Annotated in this window: 20 protein-coding genes; 9 read left to right on the top strand and 11 right to left on the bottom strand. The window is 69.6% G+C overall.

The annotated features are described in order from the left end of the window. Positions 1-2: 2 nt before the first annotated feature. From J2S76_RS13540 to J2S76_RS13525, 4 genes are read right to left on the bottom strand one after another with little or no spacing between them, the layout of a single operon-like run. Positions 3-800 (bottom strand): ABC transporter permease, encoded by a 798-nt coding sequence (locus J2S76_RS13540; protein ID WP_307060967.1) that lies wholly within the window; start codon positions 798-800, stop codon positions 3-5. Further along, complete coding sequence (locus tag J2S76_RS13535; RefSeq protein WP_307060966.1) at positions 797-1,687, bottom strand: ABC transporter permease; 891 nt, start codon at positions 1,685-1,687, stop codon at positions 797-799. Before J2S76_RS13535 ends, J2S76_RS13540 begins: the two co-directional genes overlap by 4 nt. Beyond that, positions 1,684-2,418, bottom strand: a complete 735-nt coding sequence (locus tag J2S76_RS13530) for an aspartate/glutamate racemase family protein (RefSeq protein ID WP_307060965.1) — start codon at positions 2,416-2,418, stop codon at positions 1,684-1,686. The genes J2S76_RS13535 and J2S76_RS13530 overlap by 4 nt, the downstream gene beginning before the upstream one ends. A gap of 10 nt (positions 2,419-2,428) precedes the next feature. Continuing rightward, complete coding sequence (locus J2S76_RS13525) at positions 2,429-3,556, bottom strand: ABC transporter substrate-binding protein (protein WP_307060964.1); 1,128 nt, start codon at positions 3,554-3,556, stop codon at positions 2,429-2,431. Between the two features lie 176 nt (positions 3,557-3,732). Here J2S76_RS13525 and J2S76_RS13520 point away from each other — a divergent pair, with 176 nt between their 5' ends. Next, positions 3,733-4,758, top strand: coding sequence for a helix-turn-helix transcriptional regulator (locus J2S76_RS13520; RefSeq protein ID WP_307060963.1), 1,026 nt, complete (start codon positions 3,733-3,735; stop codon positions 4,756-4,758). 155 nt (positions 4,759-4,913) lie between these two features. Here J2S76_RS13520 and J2S76_RS13515 read toward each other — a convergent pair whose 3' ends face one another. The 4 genes from J2S76_RS13515 to J2S76_RS13500 are packed head-to-tail and all read right to left on the bottom strand — an operon-like array spanning position 4,914 to position 7,643. Next, positions 4,914-6,128: a CCA tRNA nucleotidyltransferase gene (locus J2S76_RS13515; protein WP_307060962.1), complete on the bottom strand. Its 1,215-nt coding sequence runs from the start codon at positions 6,126-6,128 to the stop codon at positions 4,914-4,916. Beyond that, complete coding sequence (locus J2S76_RS13510; protein WP_307060961.1) at positions 6,125-6,385, bottom strand: DUF6111 family protein; 261 nt, start codon at positions 6,383-6,385, stop codon at positions 6,125-6,127. The genes J2S76_RS13515 and J2S76_RS13510 overlap by 4 nt, the downstream gene beginning before the upstream one ends. After that, positions 6,385-7,059, bottom strand: a complete 675-nt coding sequence (locus J2S76_RS13505) for a CoA pyrophosphatase (RefSeq protein WP_307060960.1) — start codon at positions 7,057-7,059, stop codon at positions 6,385-6,387. The genes J2S76_RS13510 and J2S76_RS13505 overlap by 1 nt, the downstream gene beginning before the upstream one ends. Further along, a complete protein-coding gene (locus tag J2S76_RS13500) occupies positions 7,056-7,643 on the bottom strand; it encodes a DUF1285 domain-containing protein (protein ID WP_307060959.1) in 588 nt (195 codons plus the stop codon). Before J2S76_RS13500 ends, J2S76_RS13505 begins: the two co-directional genes overlap by 4 nt. Before the next feature lie 260 nt (positions 7,644-7,903). On the opposite strand from J2S76_RS13500, the gene J2S76_RS13495 reads away from it, so the two are divergent. The 6 genes from J2S76_RS13495 (at position 7,904) to J2S76_RS13470 (ending at position 16,784) form a co-directional block, all read left to right on the top strand. Continuing rightward, positions 7,904-8,914 (top strand): AAA family ATPase, encoded by a 1,011-nt coding sequence (locus J2S76_RS13495; protein ID WP_018387168.1) that lies wholly within the window; start codon positions 7,904-7,906, stop codon positions 8,912-8,914. A 52-nt stretch (positions 8,915-8,966) separates the two neighbouring features. Continuing rightward, positions 8,967-9,914, top strand: a complete 948-nt coding sequence (locus J2S76_RS13490) for a DUF58 domain-containing protein (RefSeq protein WP_307060958.1) — start codon at positions 8,967-8,969, stop codon at positions 9,912-9,914. Continuing rightward, on the top strand, positions 9,911-12,814 hold the full coding sequence (locus tag J2S76_RS13485; protein WP_307060957.1) for a DUF4159 domain-containing protein: 2,904 nt from the start codon (positions 9,911-9,913) through the stop codon (positions 12,812-12,814). Before J2S76_RS13490 ends, J2S76_RS13485 begins: the two co-directional genes overlap by 4 nt. Before the next feature lie 166 nt (positions 12,815-12,980). After that, a complete protein-coding gene (locus J2S76_RS13480; RefSeq protein WP_307060956.1) occupies positions 12,981-15,053 on the top strand; it encodes a hypothetical protein in 2,073 nt (690 codons plus the stop codon). 145 nt (positions 15,054-15,198) lie between these two features. Continuing rightward, on the top strand, positions 15,199-16,197 hold the full coding sequence (locus J2S76_RS13475; RefSeq protein ID WP_307060955.1) for an alpha/beta fold hydrolase: 999 nt from the start codon (positions 15,199-15,201) through the stop codon (positions 16,195-16,197). A gap of 62 nt (positions 16,198-16,259) precedes the next feature. Continuing rightward, positions 16,260-16,784, top strand: coding sequence for a dihydrofolate reductase family protein (locus J2S76_RS13470; RefSeq protein WP_307060954.1), 525 nt, complete (start codon positions 16,260-16,262; stop codon positions 16,782-16,784). Here J2S76_RS13470 and J2S76_RS13465 read toward each other — a convergent pair. Beyond that, positions 16,769-17,314 carry a GNAT family N-acetyltransferase gene (locus tag J2S76_RS13465; protein WP_307060953.1) on the bottom strand — a complete coding sequence of 182 codons (546 nt, stop codon included), beginning with the start codon at positions 17,312-17,314 and terminating at the stop codon, positions 16,769-16,771. The genes J2S76_RS13470 and J2S76_RS13465 overlap by 16 nt on opposite strands. A 244-nt stretch (positions 17,315-17,558) precedes the next feature. On the opposite strand from J2S76_RS13465, the gene J2S76_RS13460 reads away from it, so the two are divergent. Together J2S76_RS13460 and J2S76_RS13455 are read left to right on the top strand one after the other, a co-directional pair. Beyond that, on the top strand, positions 17,559-18,077 hold the full coding sequence (locus J2S76_RS13460) for a GNAT family N-acetyltransferase (protein WP_307060952.1): 519 nt from the start codon (positions 17,559-17,561) through the stop codon (positions 18,075-18,077). Between the two features lie 106 nt (positions 18,078-18,183). Further along, a complete protein-coding gene (locus J2S76_RS13455) occupies positions 18,184-19,152 on the top strand; it encodes a glutathione S-transferase family protein (protein WP_307060951.1) in 969 nt (322 codons plus the stop codon). Between the two features lie 10 nt (positions 19,153-19,162). On the opposite strand, the gene J2S76_RS13450 is transcribed toward J2S76_RS13455, so the two are convergent. Together J2S76_RS13450 and J2S76_RS13445 are read right to left on the bottom strand one after the other, a co-directional pair. Further along, positions 19,163-20,380, bottom strand: coding sequence for an alpha/beta hydrolase family protein (locus J2S76_RS13450; protein ID WP_307060950.1), 1,218 nt, complete (start codon positions 20,378-20,380; stop codon positions 19,163-19,165). Between the two features lie 70 nt (positions 20,381-20,450). After that, positions 20,451-21,134 carry a class I SAM-dependent methyltransferase gene (locus tag J2S76_RS13445; RefSeq protein ID WP_307060949.1) on the bottom strand — a complete coding sequence of 228 codons (684 nt, stop codon included), beginning with the start codon at positions 21,132-21,134 and terminating at the stop codon, positions 20,451-20,453. Between the last annotated feature and the right edge of the window lie 16 nt (positions 21,135-21,150).

The following is a 21,150-nucleotide window of genomic DNA, read 5'->3' as shown; positions in this document are numbered from 1 at the left end:
GGTCAGGACTCACATTCGCGCCGGCTCTGGCCGAGGATCCAGATTTGCGCCGAGACGCTGACGAACAGCGTCACGAGGATCACCAGCGCGGACAGCGCGTAGATTTTGGGAGAGATGACCTGCCGCAGCGAGGTCCAGATGGCGATGGGCAGGGTCTCGGTGAAGCCGGCGAGGAACCACGCCACGACGAACTCGCCGAAGGCATCGGTAAAGGCGAGCAGCAGCACCGCGATGAGCGAGGGCGCGACCAGCGGCAGCACCACCTCCCGGAACGTGACGAACTCGTCGGCCCCCAGATTCATCGCCGCCTCGATATAGCTGCGCCGGAAGCCGAGAAAACGCGAATAGAGCATCAGCGTCGCGTAGCTCGACGTCATCGTCGTGTGGGCCAGCACGATGGCCGGCGATCCGATGAGGTCGGGCGCGGCCCGGAACAGCACGATCAGGCCGAGGCCGAGCACCAGCTGCGGCAGCACAACGGGCCCCAGCACCAGACAGAGCACCAGCGATTTCATCCGCACCGGCCGCCAGGCCAGCACCATGGCGGCGGGCATGGCGAGCGCGGTGGAGAGCACCGCCGCCAGCAGCGCCAGGCGGATGCTGGTGAACAGCGAACCGACGAGCCGCGTATCCGCGAGGCTCACGGCAAACCAGTCCGTCGTGAAGGTGTCGATCGGCAGGCCCGGTATCGCCTTGGCATCGAAGGCGAACAGCACGATCACCGCGATCGGCAGGTAGAGAAAGGCGTAGAGCAGCACCGAATAGGCCGGCAGCGTCCAGCCGAGGGAAAGCCGGCTCATAGCCCTGTCTCCCCGCTGGCGCGGCGGATCCATTTCATCGACAGCGCCAGCGACGCGAAGACGAGAACCAGCAGCACCACGGCCATCGCCGCCCCGCTCGGCCAGTCCAGCCGGCGTTGGAACTCGTCCTGGATGACCTGCGAGAACATCAGCTGCTTGCCGCCGCCGAGCAGGGCCGGCGTCACGAATTCGCCGAGCCCGAACACGAAGCAGAACACCGCGCCAACCACCAGCCCCGGCGCCGACAGCGGCAGGATCACCTCGAAGAAGGTGCGGGTGGGGCTGGCGTTGAGGTCCATCGCCGCATCGATCCAGTTGTCATGGATGTTGCTGATGGCGGCATAGAGCGGCAGGACATAAAGCGGCAGATAGGCGTAGATCAGCCCGATCGCCGTCGAGACGGGGGAGTAGAGCAGGAAGCTCATCGGCGCCTCGGTGAGCCCGAGCGCTATCGCCATCTGGTTGATCACCCCGCGCTCGCCGAGCAGCAACCGCCACGCGGCCACCCGCATGACGATGCTGATCCAGAACGGCGCGATCACCGCCACCAGCAGCAGCCCGCGCCAGCGGCCGGCCTTCTTGGCGATGAAATAGGCGACGGGATAGGCGAGGACGGCGCAGGCGACGGTGACGAAGGCCGCCGTCTCCACCGACAGCAGCAGGGCGCGCCAGATCGCCGGGCGGGCGAAGATGGCGATGTAATTGTCGAAGGTGAAGGCGGGGATCAGGCGGTAGCTCTGGCTGCGCCAGACGCTGAGCCCCAGGATCAGCGCCACCGGCACGACGAAGAACACGATCTGCCACAGCACCAGCGGCAGCAGGCCGGCTGCCGGAAGCGCCGCCCTCAGCCGCGAGCGGCGCCGTGCAATGTCACGCGCGGCGCTCATCTGGCGAAGGCATATTCGTCGCGGGCGAAGGCCGGCCTGGGGTAAGCGAGCTTGGACGGCTTCAGCCCCGTCGCGACCATGGCGCGGGCGAAATGCAGCGCCACCTTGCCGGGATCGATCACCGGGATCGCCACGCCGAAATGGCGGTGCAGCGCCTCCTCGACCGCCTGAGCCATGTCGAAGCCGGTGCCGGTGCAGCCCATGACGAACGCCTCCGCGCCATCGCGCTCCACCGCGTCGATGCTCTCGGCGATGATATGGGGAAGGCAGCCTTCGTCCAGCGTCAGCACACTGGCTCCCGCCGCCCGCACCGAGGCGAGGTTCCGCTCCAGCCCATACCGCGCCACGACACGCCGGATGAGCGGGAAGAGCGGCTTCTCGGTGATGAACACGGTGAAGCGGTTCGACAGCATCGCCGCCATGTGCAGCGCGGCTTCGCCCTCCCCGACGATGGGGATCGAGACCAGCTCACGCGCGCCCGTCAGGCCCGGATCGGTGAAGCAGGCGATGGTGCAGGCATCCACACCATCCGCCTCGGCCTCGCGCGCGAGGCGCATCACCTCCGGCGCGGCCAGCGCGGAATCGAACTCCGCCTCGATCGAGTGGGTGCCGCGCCGCAGCGGCACGGCTGAAATCTCGACGCCTTCGCCGGCGAAGGAGCGGTACTCGGCCTCGGCCTTGCCCACCAGCTCCTTGGAATCCAGCACCGGCACGATCACGCGAATATGCATCTGCGACGCCTCAGCCCATCTTGAAGGTTTGCCAGGCATCCGCCCAGGCGTTTTCGTCGACGGGCGCCAGGCTCATCTGGCAGTTGGCGACCCACTCTTCCATCTTGTCGAGGCCGAGCGCCTTCACCTGCTCGGCGGTGAGCAGGTCCTTCACCTTGGCATTGGTCACCGCGAACTTGTCCGCGCCCCAGGCCATCTGCTTCATCGCCTTGGCGCTGGTCATGTAGTCGATATAGGCCATGGCCGAGGCGAGATGCTCGGTGCCGCGCACGATCTGCAGCGTCTCCATCCACATGGCGCCGCCCTGCTTGGGAATGGACAGTTCGACATCGGCGCCGGCGAGGCGGGCGGTGGTGCGGACATTGTCGCTGGACGAACCCCACACCATCCACGCCTCGCGGTTGGTGAGGTCGGACTTCACCGTGCCCATGTCGGCCTGGAGCGCGCGCATGTTGGGGCGGAAGGCGATCATCTTGTCGAGGATCTTCTGGAGGGCCTCGCCGGTCGCCTCCTCGGGCTTTTCCTGGCCGATCCACTTGCCGGTCATCCAGAGATAGAGCTCGGGCCAGTCGATGATCTCGATCCGGTTCTTCAGCGCGGGGTCCCAGGCGAGCTCGGCATCGGCGGCGGAGGCGGCGGAAATCTTGTCCGGCCAGTAGACGAAGCCGTTGACGCCGAAGCGGGTCGGGATGGCGTAGACCTTGCCGTCAACCATCGTCTCCGGCCGGTTGCGGAAGGCTGGCAGCGTCTCTTCGAGCGAGGGCAGCTTGGCGGTGTCGATCGGCAAGGTGAGGCCGGCGGCGGCGAATTTGGCGGTCCACACCGCGTCCGGGTTGATCACGTCGAACTTGGTGGTGCCGGCCTGCACCAGGCTCAGCTGCGCGCCGTTGCTCTCGGCTTCCTTGATGTTGAGCTCGACGCCGGTCTGCTCGGTGAAGCCGCGCATCAGATCCGGGTCGTTATACCCGGCCCAGGCGAGCACGTTGAGGGGGCCGGTCAGCTTGGTGTCGCCGGCATAGGCGGGCTTGGTGAAATCGACTTGCGCGGCAACGGTCGCGAACATCGCGGCCTGCGCGCCGAATCGCAGCACGTCGCGGCGGCTGGGTGACAGATGAGTGAGCACGCGAGACCGAGACATGCGACCATTCCCTCTTGGAGCGGCGTATGACTACCATCGCAGCTCATGGCCGATGTATAAGGCCGGCGGCGGTCGCCCTTCCATAGTGACCGCAGTCACCGCCCGCCGCGCCTTCGCCCAGCCGTGGCATGGTTTCTGCCTGAGTCCGGGGCTGCAGCAACAGGGAGCAGGCCGGCATGGGACTCCACCAACGCGACCACGATCTTCCGGCCGGCTTCGGCCGGGACCTGGCGCGCGTGCTCTCCCGCATCGGCCGCGACGATTTCTATGAGAGCGTGATCGACGCCGTCGCGCCGTTAATCCCCTGCGATTTCTGGATCATGGCACGCTACGAGACAGCGGCGCAGCCCCGCATCCTCTCCGAATCCGGCATGGCGCCGGGGGCCAAGTCCGCCTATGCCGACAAGCTCTGGCGCCTCGATCCGCTCGCGCGCGCGCCCTTCGCCGGGGAGAGCCACAGCGCCATCAGCCTGCGCACGCTGTGCGCGGATGGCTCGCTGGATCGGACCTATGCGCGCTATCTCGACGTCGATCTCGGCATCGTCGACGAACTCGCTCTGCTGCTGCCGCTGAACGAGCGCAGCTTCCTCGCCTTGTGTCTCGACCGGCATAGCGAAGCCTTTGACGAGCGCGAGGTGCGCCTCGCCTCCGAGATGCTCGACCTGCTGCTGGAAATGCACCGCCAGCATGTGACGCGCATGGTGGAGCGGCAGGTGGCGCGCAGTGCGGTGCTTTCCGGCGGCGCCTCGGCGGAAATCCTCATCCTCACCGCCAATGGCACCCCCCTCTTCCAGTCCGAAGGCTGGATGGAAGCGGCGCGGCAAGCCTTCGACCGCGCCGCGCTGCCGGGACATCTCGCCTCCACCGACCGCCACGTCATCCCGGCCAATGGCGGCTGGTGCCTGTTCCGGCCGGCCTGTGAGGGAACCGATGCGCTGCTGCACGACGCGCGCATCTTCGTGCTGCGCAAGGAAGCCCAGGATTTCGGCAGTCGCCTCGACCGGCTGGCGCGGCTTTACGGACTGACCGAGCGGCAGAAACAGATCGTCCAGCTCTCCTTCGAGGGCCACCACAACGCCTCCATCGCCCGGCTGCTGAACATCTCCATCGGCGGCGTGAAGAACCACAAGCTGCGGATCTACGACAAGCTCGACATCACCAGCGAACGTGAATTGCTGCCGGCGTTCCTGATGGGGCTGTGACGGGGCCACGCCTTCTTGCCACCAGCGGCCCCTTGAATCCGGATGACCCTGCCGCCGATCCACCCTCGCTGATCGCGGGACTCTGCTCTCTTTTTGGTCGGTTATGGTCCGGGCGGCATCGGAATCGGTGGCTTCACCGGCGTGACCCGGGGGGCTCAGCCCTGCGCAGCCGCCGCCAGAATCCCCTCCAGGGCCGCCGGCTCCATCGGGAAACCGGCCTCGATCCATGCCTCCTCGGCCCGCTTCAGCGCGGCGCCCAGCGCCGGGCCGGGGGCGAGGCCGCGTGCGAGAAAATCGCCGGCCTTCAGCGGAAATACCGGGATCGGCCACTGCGCCGCCAGCATGGCCAGCGCCCGCCAGCCCTCATCGTCGAGCGGCGCGCCGGAGCGGGCGAAGGCGATCAGCGCCCGGTCCTGGAACGGCTCGCGGCCCATGCGGTAGAGGAACGCCTTCTGCCCCTTCTCGCACATGCCCGGTGTCGGTGCCGGGCCGGCGAGCGCCTCCAGCCGCGCGGCCTCTGTATTGGACAGCCGCAGCCCCGCGCGCAGCGCCTGCGCCTCGCTTGCCTCGCGCACGGTGAGCGCGCCGAGCCGGCGCACCGCGTCTGGCGCCAGCCCCAGCGCGGCTTCCACCTCGGCGAGGCGGACGAAGGCGGGCACCTCCCCCTCGCGTCCGAGCACGGGCGCCAGCAGGCCGGCCTGCTGCATCTGCGCCAGCGTCTCGGCCGCGCGCGGGGCGACGAGAAGCTTCATCAATTCCGCCCGCACCCGCTCGCGCGAGAGCCGGTCCAGCCCCTCGCGGTTGCGGATGGCGGCTTCCAGCGCCGGCGGGTCGAGCGGGCCCCGGCCGAAGGCGGCGTGAAAGCGGAACAGCCGCAGGATGCGTAGATAGTCCTCGCGGATGCGGGTATCGGCATCGCCGATGAAGCGCACGCACCCCGCCTTCGCGTCCGCCGCGCCATCGACGAGGTCGACCAGCTCGCCGGACCGGGTGAGGTAGAGCGCGTTCATGGTGAAGTCGCGCCGGCGCGCGTCCTGCGCCCAGCTGCGGCCGAAGACGACGCGGGCGCGGCGCCCGTCGGTCTCCACATCCTCGCGCAGCGTCGTCACCTCATAGGGCTCGCCATCGGCGATCACCGTCACCGTGCCGTGCTCGATGCCGGTCGGCACCGGCTTCAGCCCGGCGGCCTTCGCCCTCGCCGTCACCTCCTCCGGCAAGGCGGTGGTGGCGATGTCGATATCGGAGCGCAGCCCGCGCCCGATCAGCCAGTCGCGCACCGCGCCGCCGACGATGCGCGCCTCCTCGCCCTCGCCATCGAGCGCGGCCAGCACGCGGGCAAGGCTTGGCCGGCCCTCAACCAGCGGGTTCATTCGATATGTCCCGGCACCATCACCCCGTCCGTCCAGGTTGGCGGCACGTAGCGGCCGGTGGTCGGCCCGCGCGAGGAAGATTCCATCACGACGAGGCTGCCCGCCACCAGCAGAACCGCGATGATCGAGCAGACGATCATCGCCCGCAGCGACCAGCCCGAAAGCCAGGAATCGACCTTGCGGCCGTAGCGCAGATAGAGCGCGAAGGCGAGGAAGGGCAGGATGAACAGCGCCAGCTGGGCGAGGATGCGGGCCATCAGACGTAGATCCTCTCATAGAGGCTGCGCAGAATGCCCGCGGTGATGCCCCAGATGCGGCGCTTCTCATAGGTCATGGCGTGGAAGGTCCGCACCATGCCGAGCCATTCGCGGCTCTCGCGCTGGTGGTTGCCGTCATTCATCAGGAAATCGAGCGGCACCTCGAACGCCTCGTCCACCTCGTCCGGGTTGAGCGTCAGGCCGAAATCGGGCTGCACCAGCCCGACCACCGGAATGATGCGGTAGCCGGTGCGGGCGAGATAGGCGTCGAGATAGCCGAGCGGCGCGACAAGGCCGGGCGCCAGCCCCACCTCCTCCTGCGCCTCGCGCAGCGCCGCGCCGAGAGGGCCATCGTCCTCGGGGTCGATCTTGCCGCCGGGAAAGGCGATCTGTGCGGCATGAGAGGAAAGCTGCGCCGAGCGCAGGGTGAGCAGCACGGTGGGCCGTTCGCGGGCGATGATCGGCACCAGCACCGCCGCCCCGCGCACCGGCCGGGCGTCGACGAGGGCGCGGAATTCCGGGGTCAGTTCATGGTCGCCGCGCACCGGGTCGCCATGGAGGTCCGGCACGGCGAGCAGGCGGGTGCCGGCACGGGCGAGAAAATCGCCGAGATCGAGCGGCGCCGCGTCATTCGCTTCCGGCATCGTCAGCACGTTGGCAGGCACGGCGTTCATCCCTCCTCCTTCAGCGTCCCGGCGGGCGCCAGGGCGAAAAACGCCCCGCCCGAGGCGACGCCGAACACGGGCCGCCCTTCTACCACGCGCTCCTCCGCCCGCTCGGCGAGTTCGAGGAACACGGCCCGCGTCAGCCGGGCCCACAGGCCGCGACGCACATAGAGATAGGGTCGCGGCTCGCCATCCGCCCGTATCTCGACCCGCAGCCTATGGTCGCGGTCGCAGATGACGAGGTCGTCCAGATTGGTGCGGAACACGAGGCGCGGCTCGCCCTCACCCGGCTCCACCGCCATCTCGACGGCGAGGAAGGGCGCATCCTCCACCGTGATGCCGAGCTTTTCCACCGGCGTCACCAGCACATGGCGCGTCCCCTCGGCCCGCAGCACCGAGGCGAACAGGCGCACCAGCGCCGGCCGGAGGATGGGGCGGCCCTCATGGTGCCACACCCCTTCGCGGTCGATCACGATGTCGATTTCGCCACAATCGGGCGGATTCCACCGCTCCAGCGGCGGCAGGGGCCGTTGCGATGCGCCATCCACCGCGCGCACCAATTCGTCAAATCGGCCGGAAACCGCTGAATCCATGAACCAATCCGTGTCACACAGCCGCAATCGCGCAGTCGTGATCCCCCGCCCGATAGTCGACGCGGTTGCAAGATAGCGTAAGCTCGGTCCTTCGGAAGCCCATGCCGGCACGCGAGTCCCGACCAGCGGAATTGCGGATGGTGCATTGCAATCGTATTGTTGCAGCGCACAATGCCAGCAGGGTGGGAAAGACAGAACGTCTCGCGGCACGCCCGGCAGGGCGGTGTGGAGCGCGGGATTTGGGATTGCAGGAGAACGGCATGACGTCCGCCACCGGCGAGAATTTCGAATCCCTCGATGACATGATCATCCGCACGGCGGAATCCACCGCTGCCAATGTGCGCGCCGCCCGGGCCGGCATCGGCGCCGTCATCTTCGGCCAGGAGGCGGTGGTGGAGCGCACGCTCATCACCCTGCTGTCAGGCGGCCACGGCCTGCTGGTCGGCGTGCCGGGCCTCGCCAAGACCAAGCTGGTGGAAACGCTCGGCGTGGTGCTGGGCCTTGACGCCCGCCGCGTGCAGTTCACCCCCGACCTCATGCCCTCCGACATTCTCGGCGCCGAGGTGCTGGAGGAAAGCGCGGGCGGGCGCCGCTCCTTCCGCTTCATTCCCGGCCCGGTCTTCGCCCAGTTGCTGATGGCGGACGAGATCAACCGCGCCTCGCCCCGCACCCAGTCCGCCCTGCTGCAATCGATGCAGGAAGGACATGTCACGGTCGCCGGCGTGCGCCATGATCTGCCAAAGCCCTTCCATGTGCTGGCGACGCAGAACCCGCTGGAGCAGGAGGGCACCTATCCGCTGCCCGAAGCCCAGCTCGACCGCTTCCTGATGGAGATCGACGTCGATTACCCCGACCGCGATTCCGAGCGGAAAATCCTGTTCGACACCACAAGCGCCGAGGAAACCAAGCCGCGCGCGGTGATGAACGCGGAAGAACTCGCCGCCGCCCAGCGCCTGGTGCGCCGCCTGCCCGTGGGCGAATCCGTGGTCGAGGCCATCCTCACTCTGGTCCGCTCGGCCCGTCCGGGCTCGGAGGCCGGCGACCTTTCCAAATTCATCTCCTGGGGCCCCGGCCCGCGCGCCTCGCAATCGCTGATGCTGGCGGTGCGCGCCCGCGCGCTGCTGGACGGGCGCTATGCCCCCTCGATCGACGATGTGGTGGCGCTGGCCGAGCCGATCCTCAAGCACCGCATGGCGCTCACCTTCGCCGCCCGCGCCGATGGCGAGACGGTGCCGGGGGTGATCGCCAAGCTGGCCAAGCGCATCGGCTGAACCTGTTTAACCGCGGCGCGAGCCGCCAACCGCGTGACGGAGACCTGACCGGGTGGAGTTCGAGGCCGATACCGCCGTGCGAAGCGCCGCGCAGGATGCAGCCGGCCTCATCGCCGCCATGCCGCGGCTGGTGCTGGAGGCGCGCCGCATAGCGGCCAGCGTCTATCACGGCCTGCACGGGCGCCGCCGCGCCGGCACCGGCGAGAATTTCTGGCAGTACCGCCGCTTCAACGATGGCGAGCCGTCGAGCCGCGTCGACTGGCGCCGCTCCGCCCGCGACGATCATCTGTATGTGCGCGAGCGCGAATGGGAGGCCGCCCACACGGTGTGGATCTGGCCGGACCTTTCGGCCTCCATGGTGTTTGCCTCGCCCTTGGTATGGGAGACGAAGCGCGACCGCGCGCTGGTGCTCGCCTTCGCGCTGGCCGAGCTCTTGGTGCGCGGCGGCGAGCGCGTCGGCATTCCCGGCGTCATGAACCCGTCCGCCTCGCGCCGCATCGTCGAGAAGATGGCGGAATCGCTCATCCACGCCCCCAGCCTGCCGCAAAGCCTGCCGCCCGCCTTCGCCCCCTCGCCGCTGGCCGAGGTGGTGCTGCTCGGGGATCTCTGGAGCCCGACGCGCGAGGTGGTGACGAGCCTTGCCGGCCTCGCCTCGTCGGGCGCCCATGGCCATGTGGTGCAGGTCTGCGATCCGGCGGAAGAAACCTTCCCCTATTCCGGCCGGGTCGAGTTCCGCGAGCCGGAAAGCGGCGCGACACTGACCATCGGCCGGGCCGAGACGGTGCGGGCCGACTATGTCGCCCGCGTCGCCACCCATCGCGAGACCATCCGCCGCGAGGCCGAGCGCCGCACCTGGAGCTTCCTCGTCCACCGCACCGACCGGCCGGCCAGCGAAGTGCTGCTGGCGCTGCATGCGCGCATGAGCGGGGGCCATGGCGCCGTGCCGCCGCGTGAGGGCACGGCCGTCGACGGCGCCGACCAGACGGGACACGCGGCATGAACCTGTTCGGGCTGCCCCTCGCCTTCGCCACCCCGCTGCTGCTGACCGCGCTCGCCGCCCTGCCGCTGCTGTGGTTCCTGCTGCGCCTCGTGCCGCCGCGCCCGCGCAAGATCGCCTTCGCGCCGATGCGGCTGCTGCTGGACATTCCGCCGAAGGAGGAGACCCCGGCCCGCACGCCGTGGTGGCTCACCGTGCTGCGGCTGCTGTTGGCGGCCATCATCATCGTCGCCGCCGCCGGCCCGATCTGGAATCCGCCCGTCGCCGGCCCGGCCTCGTCCGGCCCGGTGGCGCTGCTGATCGATTCCGGCTGGCCGGCCGCCGCCGGCTGGGCCGCCCGCCGCGCCAGCGCCGAGGGCGTGGTCGCCGATGCCGATCTCGAAGGGCGCGGCGTCATCCTCATTCCCACCGGCGAGCCGCCGCTGGAGCCGCGCGTGATGGCGCCGAACGAGGCGCGCGAGCGCCTGCGCACCCTTTCCCCCGTGCCCTTCGTGCCGGACCGCGCCGGCGCCTTCGCCAGCCTCGCCAAGGCGCTGGCCGGCGCGCCGCAGGCGAGCGTGATCTATCTCTCCGACGGCGTGGCGCTTGACGGGCCCGGCGCCGCCCCGGCCGACCTGCTGGCCATAACAGGCAATCGCCCGCTCACCACGCTGGTCGACGGGGTGAATGAGCCGCTGGCGCTGGCCGGCGCCGACAATGCGGTGGATGCCCTCACCGTGAAGGTGCTGCGCGCCGACCGCCAGGGCGTGCCGCGCGCCGGTGTGGTGCGTGCCTTCGACATGCGCGGCCTGCCGCTCGGCGAGGTGCCGTTCGCCTTCGAGCCCGGCACCAGCGAGACGCAGGCGCGCTTTGACCTGCCGGTGGAGATCCGCAACGAGGTGGCCCGGCTCGACATACGCGACGAGGCCTCCGCCGGCGCGGTGCAGCTGCTCGACAAGCGCTGGCGCCGCCGCGCGGTGGGCGTCGTTTCCGGCGTCGCCGCCGACCAGCGCCAGCCTCTGCTCGCGCCGTCCTATTATCTCACCCGGGCGCTCGCCCCCTTCGCCGATATCCGCGCCGCCGAGGGCGCCTCCACCGCCGAGGCGGTGGACCGCTTCATCGAGCAGAAGCTGCCGGTCATCATCCTCTCCGATGTCGGCACGCTGCCGCCGGAGACGCAGGCCCGCCTGTCCCGCTGGGTCGAGGGCGGCGGCGTGCTCATCCGCTTCGCCGGCCCGCGCCTCGCCAATGGTTCGGACGAGCTGGTGCCGGTCACGCTGCGGCGCGGCGGCCGGGTGCTCGGCGGCTCGCTCTCCTGGGAACAGCCGCAGTCGCTCGGGGGCTTCGCGCCCGAAGGCCCGTTCCGCGACGTGCCGGTGCCCAACGACATCACCGTCAACCGCCAGGTGCTGGCCGAGCCGGACGGGCTGCTGGCCGCCCGCACCTGGGCCACCCTGTCCGACGGCACGCCCCTCGTCACCGGCGAGCGGCGCGGCGCCGGCACGCTGGCGCTATTCCATGTCACCGCCGACACCTCTTGGTCGAACCTGCCGATCTCGGGCGCCTTCGTCGAAATGCTGCGCCGGGTGGTGGCGCTCGGTGGTTCCACCGCCAGCGAGGCGGCGGTGGACGCCACCGGCGGGCCGGTGCTGAACGGCGAGACGCTCGCCCCCACCCGCCTGCTCGACGGCTTCGGCGCCTTCCGCCCCAGCATGCCGACCGCCAAGGCGATCCCGGTGGGCTATCGCGGCCGCGCCATTGCCGACCATCCGCCCGGCTTCTATGGCCCGCCGGATGGGCTGGTGGCGGTCAACGCGCTGCTGCCGCGCGACACGCTGGTGCCGCTCAATCTCTCAAGCCTCGGCCGGCTGGAGCCCTACCGCGACAGCACCCCGCGCGACCTGCGCGCCCCGCTGCTGGTGGCGCTGCTGGCCCTGCTGCTGGTCGATGCGCTGATCGTGTTCCTGCTCGCCGGCGGCGTCTCCCGCCTCACCGCCCGCCGGGCGGCCAAGGGTGCCACCGGCGGGGCTGCCGCCCTGGTACTGGCGCTCGGTCTCACCGCGCTGCTGCCGCCGGGCGCGCAGGCGCAACCCCAGAAGCTGACGCAGCCGCTCGCCCAAAGCGCGCCGGCCGCCACCGCCGCGCCTGAAAAGCCGATGTCGCAAAGCGAGATCGACTTCGCCATCCAGGCGACCAGTTCCACCCGCCTCGCCTATGTCGTCACCGGCGATGCCGAGACCGACGCCATCAGCCGCGCCGGGCTGAAGGGGCTGACCGATTTTCTCGGCGAGCGCACGGCGCTGGAAGCCGGCGAGCCGATGGGCGTCAACCTCGCCACCGACGAACTCGCCTTCTTCCCGCTGCTCTACTGGCCGATCGTCCCCGGCAGCGAGCGCCCGAGCGCGCAGACGCTGGCCCGCGTCGACGCCTTCATGAAGCAGGGCGGCACGGTCATCTTCGACACCCGCGACGCCGAAACCACCCTGCCGGGCTCGAACGGCGCCGGCTCGCCGGCCAATGAGACGCTGCGCGCCATTCTCTCCGGCCTCGACATCCCCGAGCTGGAGCCGGTGCCGCGCGACCATGTGCTGACCAAGGCGTTCTTCCTGCTGCGCGATTTCCCCGGCCGCTTCACCGGCGGCACCACCTGGGTCGAGGCGCTGCCGGCGGCCGACGAGGCGGAGGAACGCCCCGCCCGCGCCGGCGACGGCGTCTCGCCCGTGGTCATCACCTCGAACGACCTCGCCGGCGCCTGGGCGCTGGACGATGTCGGCCAGCCCATGCTGCCGGTCTCCGATGGCGGCCCGCGCCAGCGCGAACTCGCCTTCCGCGCCGGCGCCAACCTCGTCATGTATGTGCTGACCGGCAACTACAAGGCCGACCAGGTGCATGTGCCGGCGCTGCTGGAAAGGCTTGGGCAATGAGTGTCGCTCAGCTCTCCCGGCACACCTTCCTCTCCCCGTCGGGGAGAGGTGGCCCGCGCAGCGGGTCGGTGAGGGTTGACGACGCTGCCGGTGGGCGTAGCCCCCTCACCCCATCCCTCTCCCCCGAGGGGAGAGGGGGTAACACCCGCGCCGAGGGCCCCCCCGCATGAATCTCGGCCTCGCCTTCGATCCGCTGATCCCGCTACCCTGGCTGATCGCCGCCGCGATTATCGCCAGCGCGGTCGCGCTTTTGGTGATCGTGTCGCGCACCCGCGGCTCGCTGCTGCGGGCGCTGGCGATCGCGCTGGCCGTGCTGGCGCTGGCCAACCCCTCGCTCACCCGCGAGGAGCGCGAGCCGCTCTCCACCGTGGTCGCGGTCGTCGTCGACCAGAGCGCCAGCCAGGATTTTGGCGAGCGCACCGCGATGACGCAGGCCGCCCGCGCCGAACTCGACACCCGCCTCGCCCGTCTGCGCGAACAGGGCGCCGAAATCCGCTTCATCGATGCCGGCGGCGGCGCCGGCGAGGTCGACGGCACCCGCCTGTTCACCGCCCTGTCCGCCGGCCTCGCCGATGTGCCGCCCGAGCGTGTGGCCGGCGCCATCTTCCTCACCGACGGGCGGGTGCACGACATCCCCGCCACCATCGCCGCGCTGGGCTTCCACGCCCCGGTGCACGCCATCATCTCCGGCCAGGAGGGCGAGCGCGACCGCCGCGTGGCGCTAACCTCCACCCCGCGCTTCGGCATTGTCGGGCAGAACCAGACCATCGGCTACAAGGTCGAGGACGAGGGCGCCCCCTCTGGCGCGCGCGTTGCCGTCACCGTGCGCCGCGATGGCGAGGTGGTGGCCCGCCCCATCGTCACCGCTGGCCAGCCGGCCGAAATCGAGGTCGAGATCACCCATGCCGGGGCCAACATCATCGAGATCGAGGCCGCCGGCCTTGAGGGCGAACTGACCGCCGTCAACAACCGCGCCGCCGTCTCGATCGACGGGGTGCGCGACAAGCTGCGGGTGCTGCTGGTCTCGGGCGAGCCGCATGTGGGCGAGCGCACCTGGCGCAACCTGTTGAAGTCAGACGCCAATGTCGATCTCGTCCACTTCACCATTTTGCGCCCGCCGGAAAAACAGGACGGCACGCCGATCAACGAATTGTCGCTGATCGCCTTCCCCACCCGCGAGCTGTTCCAGCAGAAGATCAAGGAATTCGATCTCATCATCTTCGACCGCTACGCCCAGCAGGGCGTGCTGCCGATGATCTATTTCGACAATATCGTGCGCTATGTGGAGGAAGGCGGCGCGCTGCTGGTCGCCGCCGGCACCGATTATATCTCGGACGGCTCGGTCTATTACACCCCGCTCGATTCCATCCTGCCCGCCGGTCCCACGGGGCAGATGACCGAGACGCCCTATCGCCCGCAGCTGACCGAGGCCGGCCAGCGCCACCCGGTCACCCGCGCCTTGCCGGGCTCGGAGAGCGACCCGCCGGCCTGGTCGCGCTTCTTCCGCCTGGTCGATACCGATGTCGCGCGCGGCACCAGCGTGATGGACGGACCGAACGGCAAGCCCGTCGTGCTGCTCGACCGCGTCGGCGAGGGCCGCGTGGCGCTGCTGCTGTCCGATCATTTCTGGCTGTGGGCGCGCGGCTATGAGGGCGGCGGCCCGCATATCGATCTGCTGCGCCGGCTGTCGCACTGGCTGATGAAGGAGCCGGACCTCGAGGAGGAGCGCCTGCGCATGGTCGCCCAGGGCGGCGATCTCATGGTCGAGCGCCAGACCATGGGCGACAGCGCCCCGCCGGTCACCATCACCACCCCGACAGGCGCCACGCGGCGGGTGACGCTGGAGCCGGCCGCGCCCGGCCTGTTCCGCGTCAGCTTCCCCGCCGACATGCTCGGCCTGTGGCGCGCCACCGATGGCACCCACACCGCGCTGGTCAATGTCGGCCCGCTCAACCCGCGCGAATTCGCCGAAGTGACGTCGACCACGCAGACGCTGCGCCCGACCGTCGAGGCGACCGGCGGCGGCGTCTGGCGCATGGCGGATCTGGCGGGCGGGGTGCCGCGCGTCATCGCCGTGCGCTCGGGCGAACGCTTCGCCGGCGAGGACTGGATGGGCCTTGCCATGCGCGAAGTGTCCGTCGTGCGCGGGCTCGGCCTGTTCCCGCTCTTCGCCGGTCTGTCCGGCCTGCTGATCCTGCTCGCCGGCGTCGCCGCCGCCTGGGCCCGCGAGGGGCGGTGAGCGCCTTCTGAGATCAACGGGCGCCGGGGGCACATCGTCCCTCTCCCGGCCTTGTGACCGCCCCGTCAGCTTCGGCGCCCTAGTTTCTCGGCCATGCGCGGCGCAAGGGCGCCGCACCCGATCCCGAGAGATGGAGCCGAAGCTGGTGAATCCCCTCCGCCTGTGCCTGTCCGCCGCGCTTGTCAGCCTGAGCACGCTCGCCCTCGCCGACACCCACCCGACCTATGGCCCGCAGCTGGAGGGCTTCGCCTACCCCTTCGAGGTGAAGCGCTTCGACCTCGCCTCGCAGGGCAAGGCGCTGAGCATGGCCTATATGGACGTGGCGCCGACCGCCGAGGCGAACGGGCGCACCATCGTGCTGCTGCACGGCAAGAATTTCTGTGGCGCCACCTGGGAAGCCACCATCCGGGCGCTGGCCGGCGCCGGCTACCGCGTGATCGCGCCCGACCAGATCGGCTTCTGCGCCTCCTCCAAGCCCGAGGGCTACCAGTTCAGCCTGAACCAGCTCGCCGACAACACCCATAAACTGCTCGCCGCGCTCGGCATCGAGAAGGCTGCGATGATGGGCCATTCCATGGGCGGCATGCTGGCGGCGCGCTACGCCCTCGCCTTTCCGCAGGCGACGGAAAAGCTGGTGCTGGTCAACCCGATCGGGCTGGAGGACTGGCAGGCCAAGGGCGTGCCCTATGCCACAATCGACCAGCTCTACCAGAACGAGCTGACGACCAGCTTCGAGCGCATCAAGGCCTACCAGCTGAAATTCTACTATAACGGCCAGTGGAAGCCGGCCTATGACCGCTGGGTCGCGATGTCGGCCGGGCTCGCCGGCGGGCCGGGCAAGGAAATCGTCGCCTGGAACCAGGCGCAGACCTCCGACATGATCTTCACCCAGCCGGTGGTGCACGAACTCGGCAATATCGCCGTGCCGACCCTGCTGTTCATCGGCACCAATGACAAGACCGCCCCTGGCGCCAACCGCGCGTCACAGGAAGTGGCGCAGTCGCTCGGAAACTACGCGGAACTCGGCAGGCAGACCGCCAAGGCCATCCCCGGCGCCCGGCTGATCGAATTTGACGGCCTCGGCCATTCGCCGCAGGTCGAGGCGCCGGAGGCTTTCCACAAGGCGCTGCTCGGCGCGCTGTAAGGCACTGGCCGGGGCGCCCGGCCCCGGTCATGCTCGCGCTCCCCTCGAATCGGAGTGCCCCCATGAACCGCTTTCGTGGCTTCATCGCCGCCAGCCTCGACGGCTACATCGCCGACCGCGAGGGCGGGCTGGACTGGCTCGCGCCGTTCGACGACGTCGATTCCGGCTATGGCGCCTTCATCGCTGAGATCGGCACGGTGGTGATGGGGCGCACGACCTATGAGGCCGTCGCCGCCATGCCGGGCGGCTGGCTCTATGCCGGCAAACGCGGGATCATCGTCACCTCCCGCCCCTTCGCCGACGCCCCGCCCGGGGTGGAAGCGTGGCAGGACGGCCTGCCGGCGCTGATCGCCCATCTCCGGGAAAGCGCCGGCGCGGCGGTCTGGGTGGTGGGCGGCGGCGGCCTCCAGGCCGCCTTCATCGCCGCCGGCGCGCTGGACCGGCTGGACCTTTTCGTCATCCCGGTGCTGCTCGGCGGTGGCGTTCCGCTGTTCCCGCCGGAACTCACGCCCGCGCGGCGGCTGACGCTGGAGGCGACGGAAAGCTACGCCAACGGCATGGTGCGGCTGCGCTACGCGCTTTCGTGAACCGCCGCCGGGGCGAACGCCTTGCGCACCGGGCCGCGCACCGCGTCCATCGGCGTGGCGTCGAGCGGGCACACCAGCACGCGGGCGGGGTCCACCGGGCCGGGCAGGCTCACCTGCCCGCGCGGCACGCGCTGGAAGCCCATGCGGCCATAATAGGGCTCGTCGCCCACCAGCAGCACCAGCCGCGCCGCGCCATCGCCCTGCGCCAGCGCCGCCTTCGCCGCCTCCAGCGCCCGCTCCACCAGCCGCCGGCCGATGCCGTGCGAGCGGAAGGGTGGCTCCACGGTGAGCGGGCCGAGCAGCAGCGCGGGAACCGTGCCGATGAGGATCGGCGTCAGCCGCACCGAGCCGACCAGCATCGTGCCGATATAGGCGGTGAAGGAGAGGTCGTGCCGGTGCGGGTTGTTCTCGCGCAGCCGGAAGGCGGTGCGCGCATAGCGACCGGGGCCGAAGGTGCGGGCGATCAGCCGCTCGATGGCGGCATCGTCGGCGGGCGTCTCGGGCAGCAGGGAAATGGAAAGCTCGGTCATCGGGTTTCTCGGCGCTCAGGGTCGGCAGGCTGCCGCACCGAGCCGCCGCGCATCACGGCGTTCAGTGGGCAGCAACGGGCAGGCACGCGCGCATGCTGGCGCGGCGGGCTCGCTCGTCTCGTCGTCGCTGGGCCGGCAACCGGAACATCGGGCTTTCCTCGATCGGACGCGCCCGATAGCACGGACGGCGCGCGAGGTCGAGCGTTGCCGGGCCAGTGCCGGATGGATTAGCCTCAGCGCCATCATGACCGCGCCCGACATCCGCCCCCTCGCCGCCGATTCCGCCACCATCGAGGCCCTCGCCGCGCTGCTGATCGAGACGGTGGCCGGCGGCGGCTCGGTCGGCTTCATGCACCCGCTGGCGCCTGATAAGGCCCGCGCCTTCGCCCGCACCACGCTGGGGGCAGCGGCACGGGGCGAGCGGCTTGTGCTCGGCGCCTTCATCGAAGGCGCGCTCGCCAGCACGGTGACGCTGGTTCTCGCTCTGCCGGAGAACCAGCCGCACCGCGCCGAAATCGCCAAGATGATGACCGCCCCCGCCTTTCGCGGCCGTGGCCTTGCCCGCGCGCTGCTCGTGGAGGCGGAACGGCAGGCGGTGGCGCAGGGGCGCACCATGCTGGTGCTCGACACGGCGGAGGAGGACGGTGCCGCCGGCCTCTATGAAAGGCACGGCTTCCAGCGCGCCGGCCGCCTGCCCGATTACGCGCTGAAGCCGCAAGGCGGGCTCACCGCGACGCTGCTCTATTTCAAGCGGATCGGCTGAGCCCACAAGGCATCCGCGCAAGACCGCCCCGCCCTTCCTGCAAACGCGAAAGACTGGCCAATCCGCGCCCGCGCCCTACTCTCAGGGGGCGAAACAGGAGACGCGCATGGGACTGCTGGTCGAGGGCAAGTGGGTCGATAGCTGGTACGACACCAAGAGCACGGGCGGGCGCTTCGAGCGCACCGTGACGCGCTTCCGCAACTGGATCACGGCGGATGGCGCGCCCGGCCCTTCCGGCGAGGGCGGCTTTCCGGCGGAAGCGGGGCGCTATCACCTCTATGTCTCGCTCGCCTGCCCCTGGGCGCACCGCACCCTCATCATGCGGGCGCTGAAGCGGCTGGAGGACGTCATCTCCGTCTCGGTGGTCGACCCGTTCATGGGCGCGGAAGGCTGGGTCTTCGCCGACCATGCCGAGCGCCGCAGCGAGGGCGCCACCACCGATTCCGTGCTCGGCAAGCAGCGGCTGCATGAGGTCTACACGACGGCCGACCCCGCCTTTTCCGGCCGCGTCACCGTGCCGGTGCTGTGGGACAAAAAGCGCGGCACCATTGTGAGCAACGAGTCGGCGGAGATCATCCGCATGCTCAACTCAGCCTTCGCCGCCTTCACGCAGGACCGGCACGACTACTACCCCGCCGCCCTCGCCGGCGAGATCGACGCGCTGAACGCCCAAGTCTATGAGGCGGTGAATAACGGCGTCTACAAGGCCGGCTTCGCCACCACGCAGGATGCCTATGAGGAGGCCGTCACCGCCCTGTTCACCGAGCTGGACGCGCTGGAAGCCCGGCTGGAAGGCCGCGACTGGCTGCTGGGCGAGGCGCTGACCGAGGCCGACATCCGCCTGTTCACCACGCTGATCCGCTTCGACCCGGTCTATGTCGGCCACTTCAAGTGCAACATCCGCCGGATCTTCGACTACCCGAACCTGTCGCGCTTCGTGAAGGCGTTTTACGCCTTGCCGGGGGTGAAGGCGACGGTCAACCTCACCCACATCAAGCGGCACTATTACGAGAGCCACAAAACCATCAACCCGACCGGGGTGGTGCCGGTGGGGCCGCAGGTGTGGTGGGAGTGAGGGCGCGCCCTCACTTCCCGTCGAACCACGCCTTCCACTGCGGCACGGCGGTGGCGAAGGTGCCGCGATGGGTGGTCTTGCCGGTGGAGATCGCCTCCACCTGCATGTTGCCGGCGCCCATCGCCCGCTGATAGGTCTGCGCCAGCTGGCCGAGGCCGGTGCTGATCACCTCGTCGGTCTCGCCGAAATAGTTGCGCACCGGCGTCTTGATCACCCAGCGATAGGCATTGGTGGCCAGGGCGATCCGGCCATAGGCCGAATTGGCGAAGTATTGCGGGTCGAAATAGGCCGGCCGGATCAGCTTGGTGATGTCGGTCGGAATGTCGGCGACATTGAACTTCTCGCGCATATAGGCCTTGCGCGTCACCTCGTAATATTCGTCGGCGATCAGCGCCCGCGCCAGCCCGGGAATGCCATAATAGTTCTCGTAGGAAAACGCCGAGAGGATGAACAGCGACATCACCCAGGTCGCGTCCAGCGGGCGGGGAAAGTCGAGAAAGCCGCTCAGCGCGACATAGACATCGACCGGCGCGCTGGCGGTGGCCGCCGCGTCCACCGCGATGCCGTCCGCCTCCAGCTTCTCCAGCAGCGCCATGGTGACGAAGCCGCCCTGCGACCAGCCGGCGAGGAACAGTTTCGGGCTGGCGAGCTTCATTGCCTGCAGCACGCCGCGGCTCGCCGCCAGCAGGTCGGCGGTGGCCTGCTGCTGGCTGGCCTTCACCATGTAGCCTTCCGGCTCGGTCGACAGGCCGAGGCCGAAATAATCGGCGCCGACAACGATATAGCCCTGCCCGGCGAACTGGGCCACCATCAGCGCCGTCTCGCTCGACTGGGCGATGAAGGACGGCACCTCCTGTTTCCCGTACACCGTGCCGTGCTGGTAGGACACCATCGGGAAGGATGTGCCCGGCAGGTCAGGCACCGCCAGCAGGCCGGTGGTCACGGTCGGCCGGTTGCCGCGCTCGGGAATGACGCTGGGATAGGTGACGCGGTAGAGCCTCGCGCCGTTGCGCGCCGGGGTGTAGGCGACCGGAATGCCGGCGAATTCAGGCGTGTCGGTGGTCAGCACCTTGTTGAGGCGCGCGACATCCCAGGTCTCAAGATATTCGTAGCTGACCCCGCCCGCCACGGCGACGGCACCGCCTTGCTGCGCCCGCGCCGGCAGGGCGGACGCGATCAGGAGGAGGGAAAGGCTGGCGCGGGTGACAAGGCGGGACAGGAAAGCCATGATCTGCCGAAGCTGGGGGTGACGAACAAGGCCCAGCCTCCGCGATCGCGCCTCCCAGCGCAATACCACCTCAGCCGGCCAGCGCCACGCTCTCGCTCATGGCGGCGATTTCCGCCTCGGTGCGCTTGCGGAAGCGCACCATGGTGTACATGCCGAGCGCCACGTCGCGCTTAACAGGCAAATCCACCGAGCCGTTGCGCACCGCCCAATTGTGCAGCCGGGCGAACTGGAATTCCGGCCGCCAGCCCAGCTTGCGGGCGCGGCGGGCGAACCAGCGCTCGAACACGGCGCGCGGGCCGTCCTCGGCGCCGAGATGGTTGACCAGGATGATCTCGCCGCCGGGCTTGAGCACGCGGGCCATCTCGTCCAGCGTCTCCTCCGGGTGCGGCACCACGGTGATGACGAACTGCGCCATCACCACGTCGAAGGAATTGTCGGCGAAGCCCATATGGGCGCCGTCCATCAGGCAGAGGCCCTCGACATGGGTGAGGTTCTCCTTTGCCACCTTCTCATGCGCCTTGCGCAGCATCGGCTCGGAAATATCGACCCCGACCAGACGATTGGTGCGCTTATAGGCCGGCAGCGCGAAGCCGGTGCCGACGCCGAAATCGAGGATGCGCCCGCCGATCCGCTCCGCCGCCCGCAGCGCCGCTTTGCGGCCGGGCTCGAACACCGCGCCGAACACGATGTCGTAGATCGGGGCCCAGCCGGCATAAGCCTCTTGAACCGTGGCGTGATCGAGATCGGTCTTCATGCAGTTCCCCTTGCAC

The organism is Ancylobacter vacuolatus (genome assembly GCF_030813595.1).
Lineage (GTDB): Bacteria > Pseudomonadota > Alphaproteobacteria > Rhizobiales > Xanthobacteraceae > Ancylobacter > Ancylobacter vacuolatus.
Note: the sequence above shows the minus strand (reverse complement) of the source record. Positions and strands in the feature narration are given on the sequence as shown.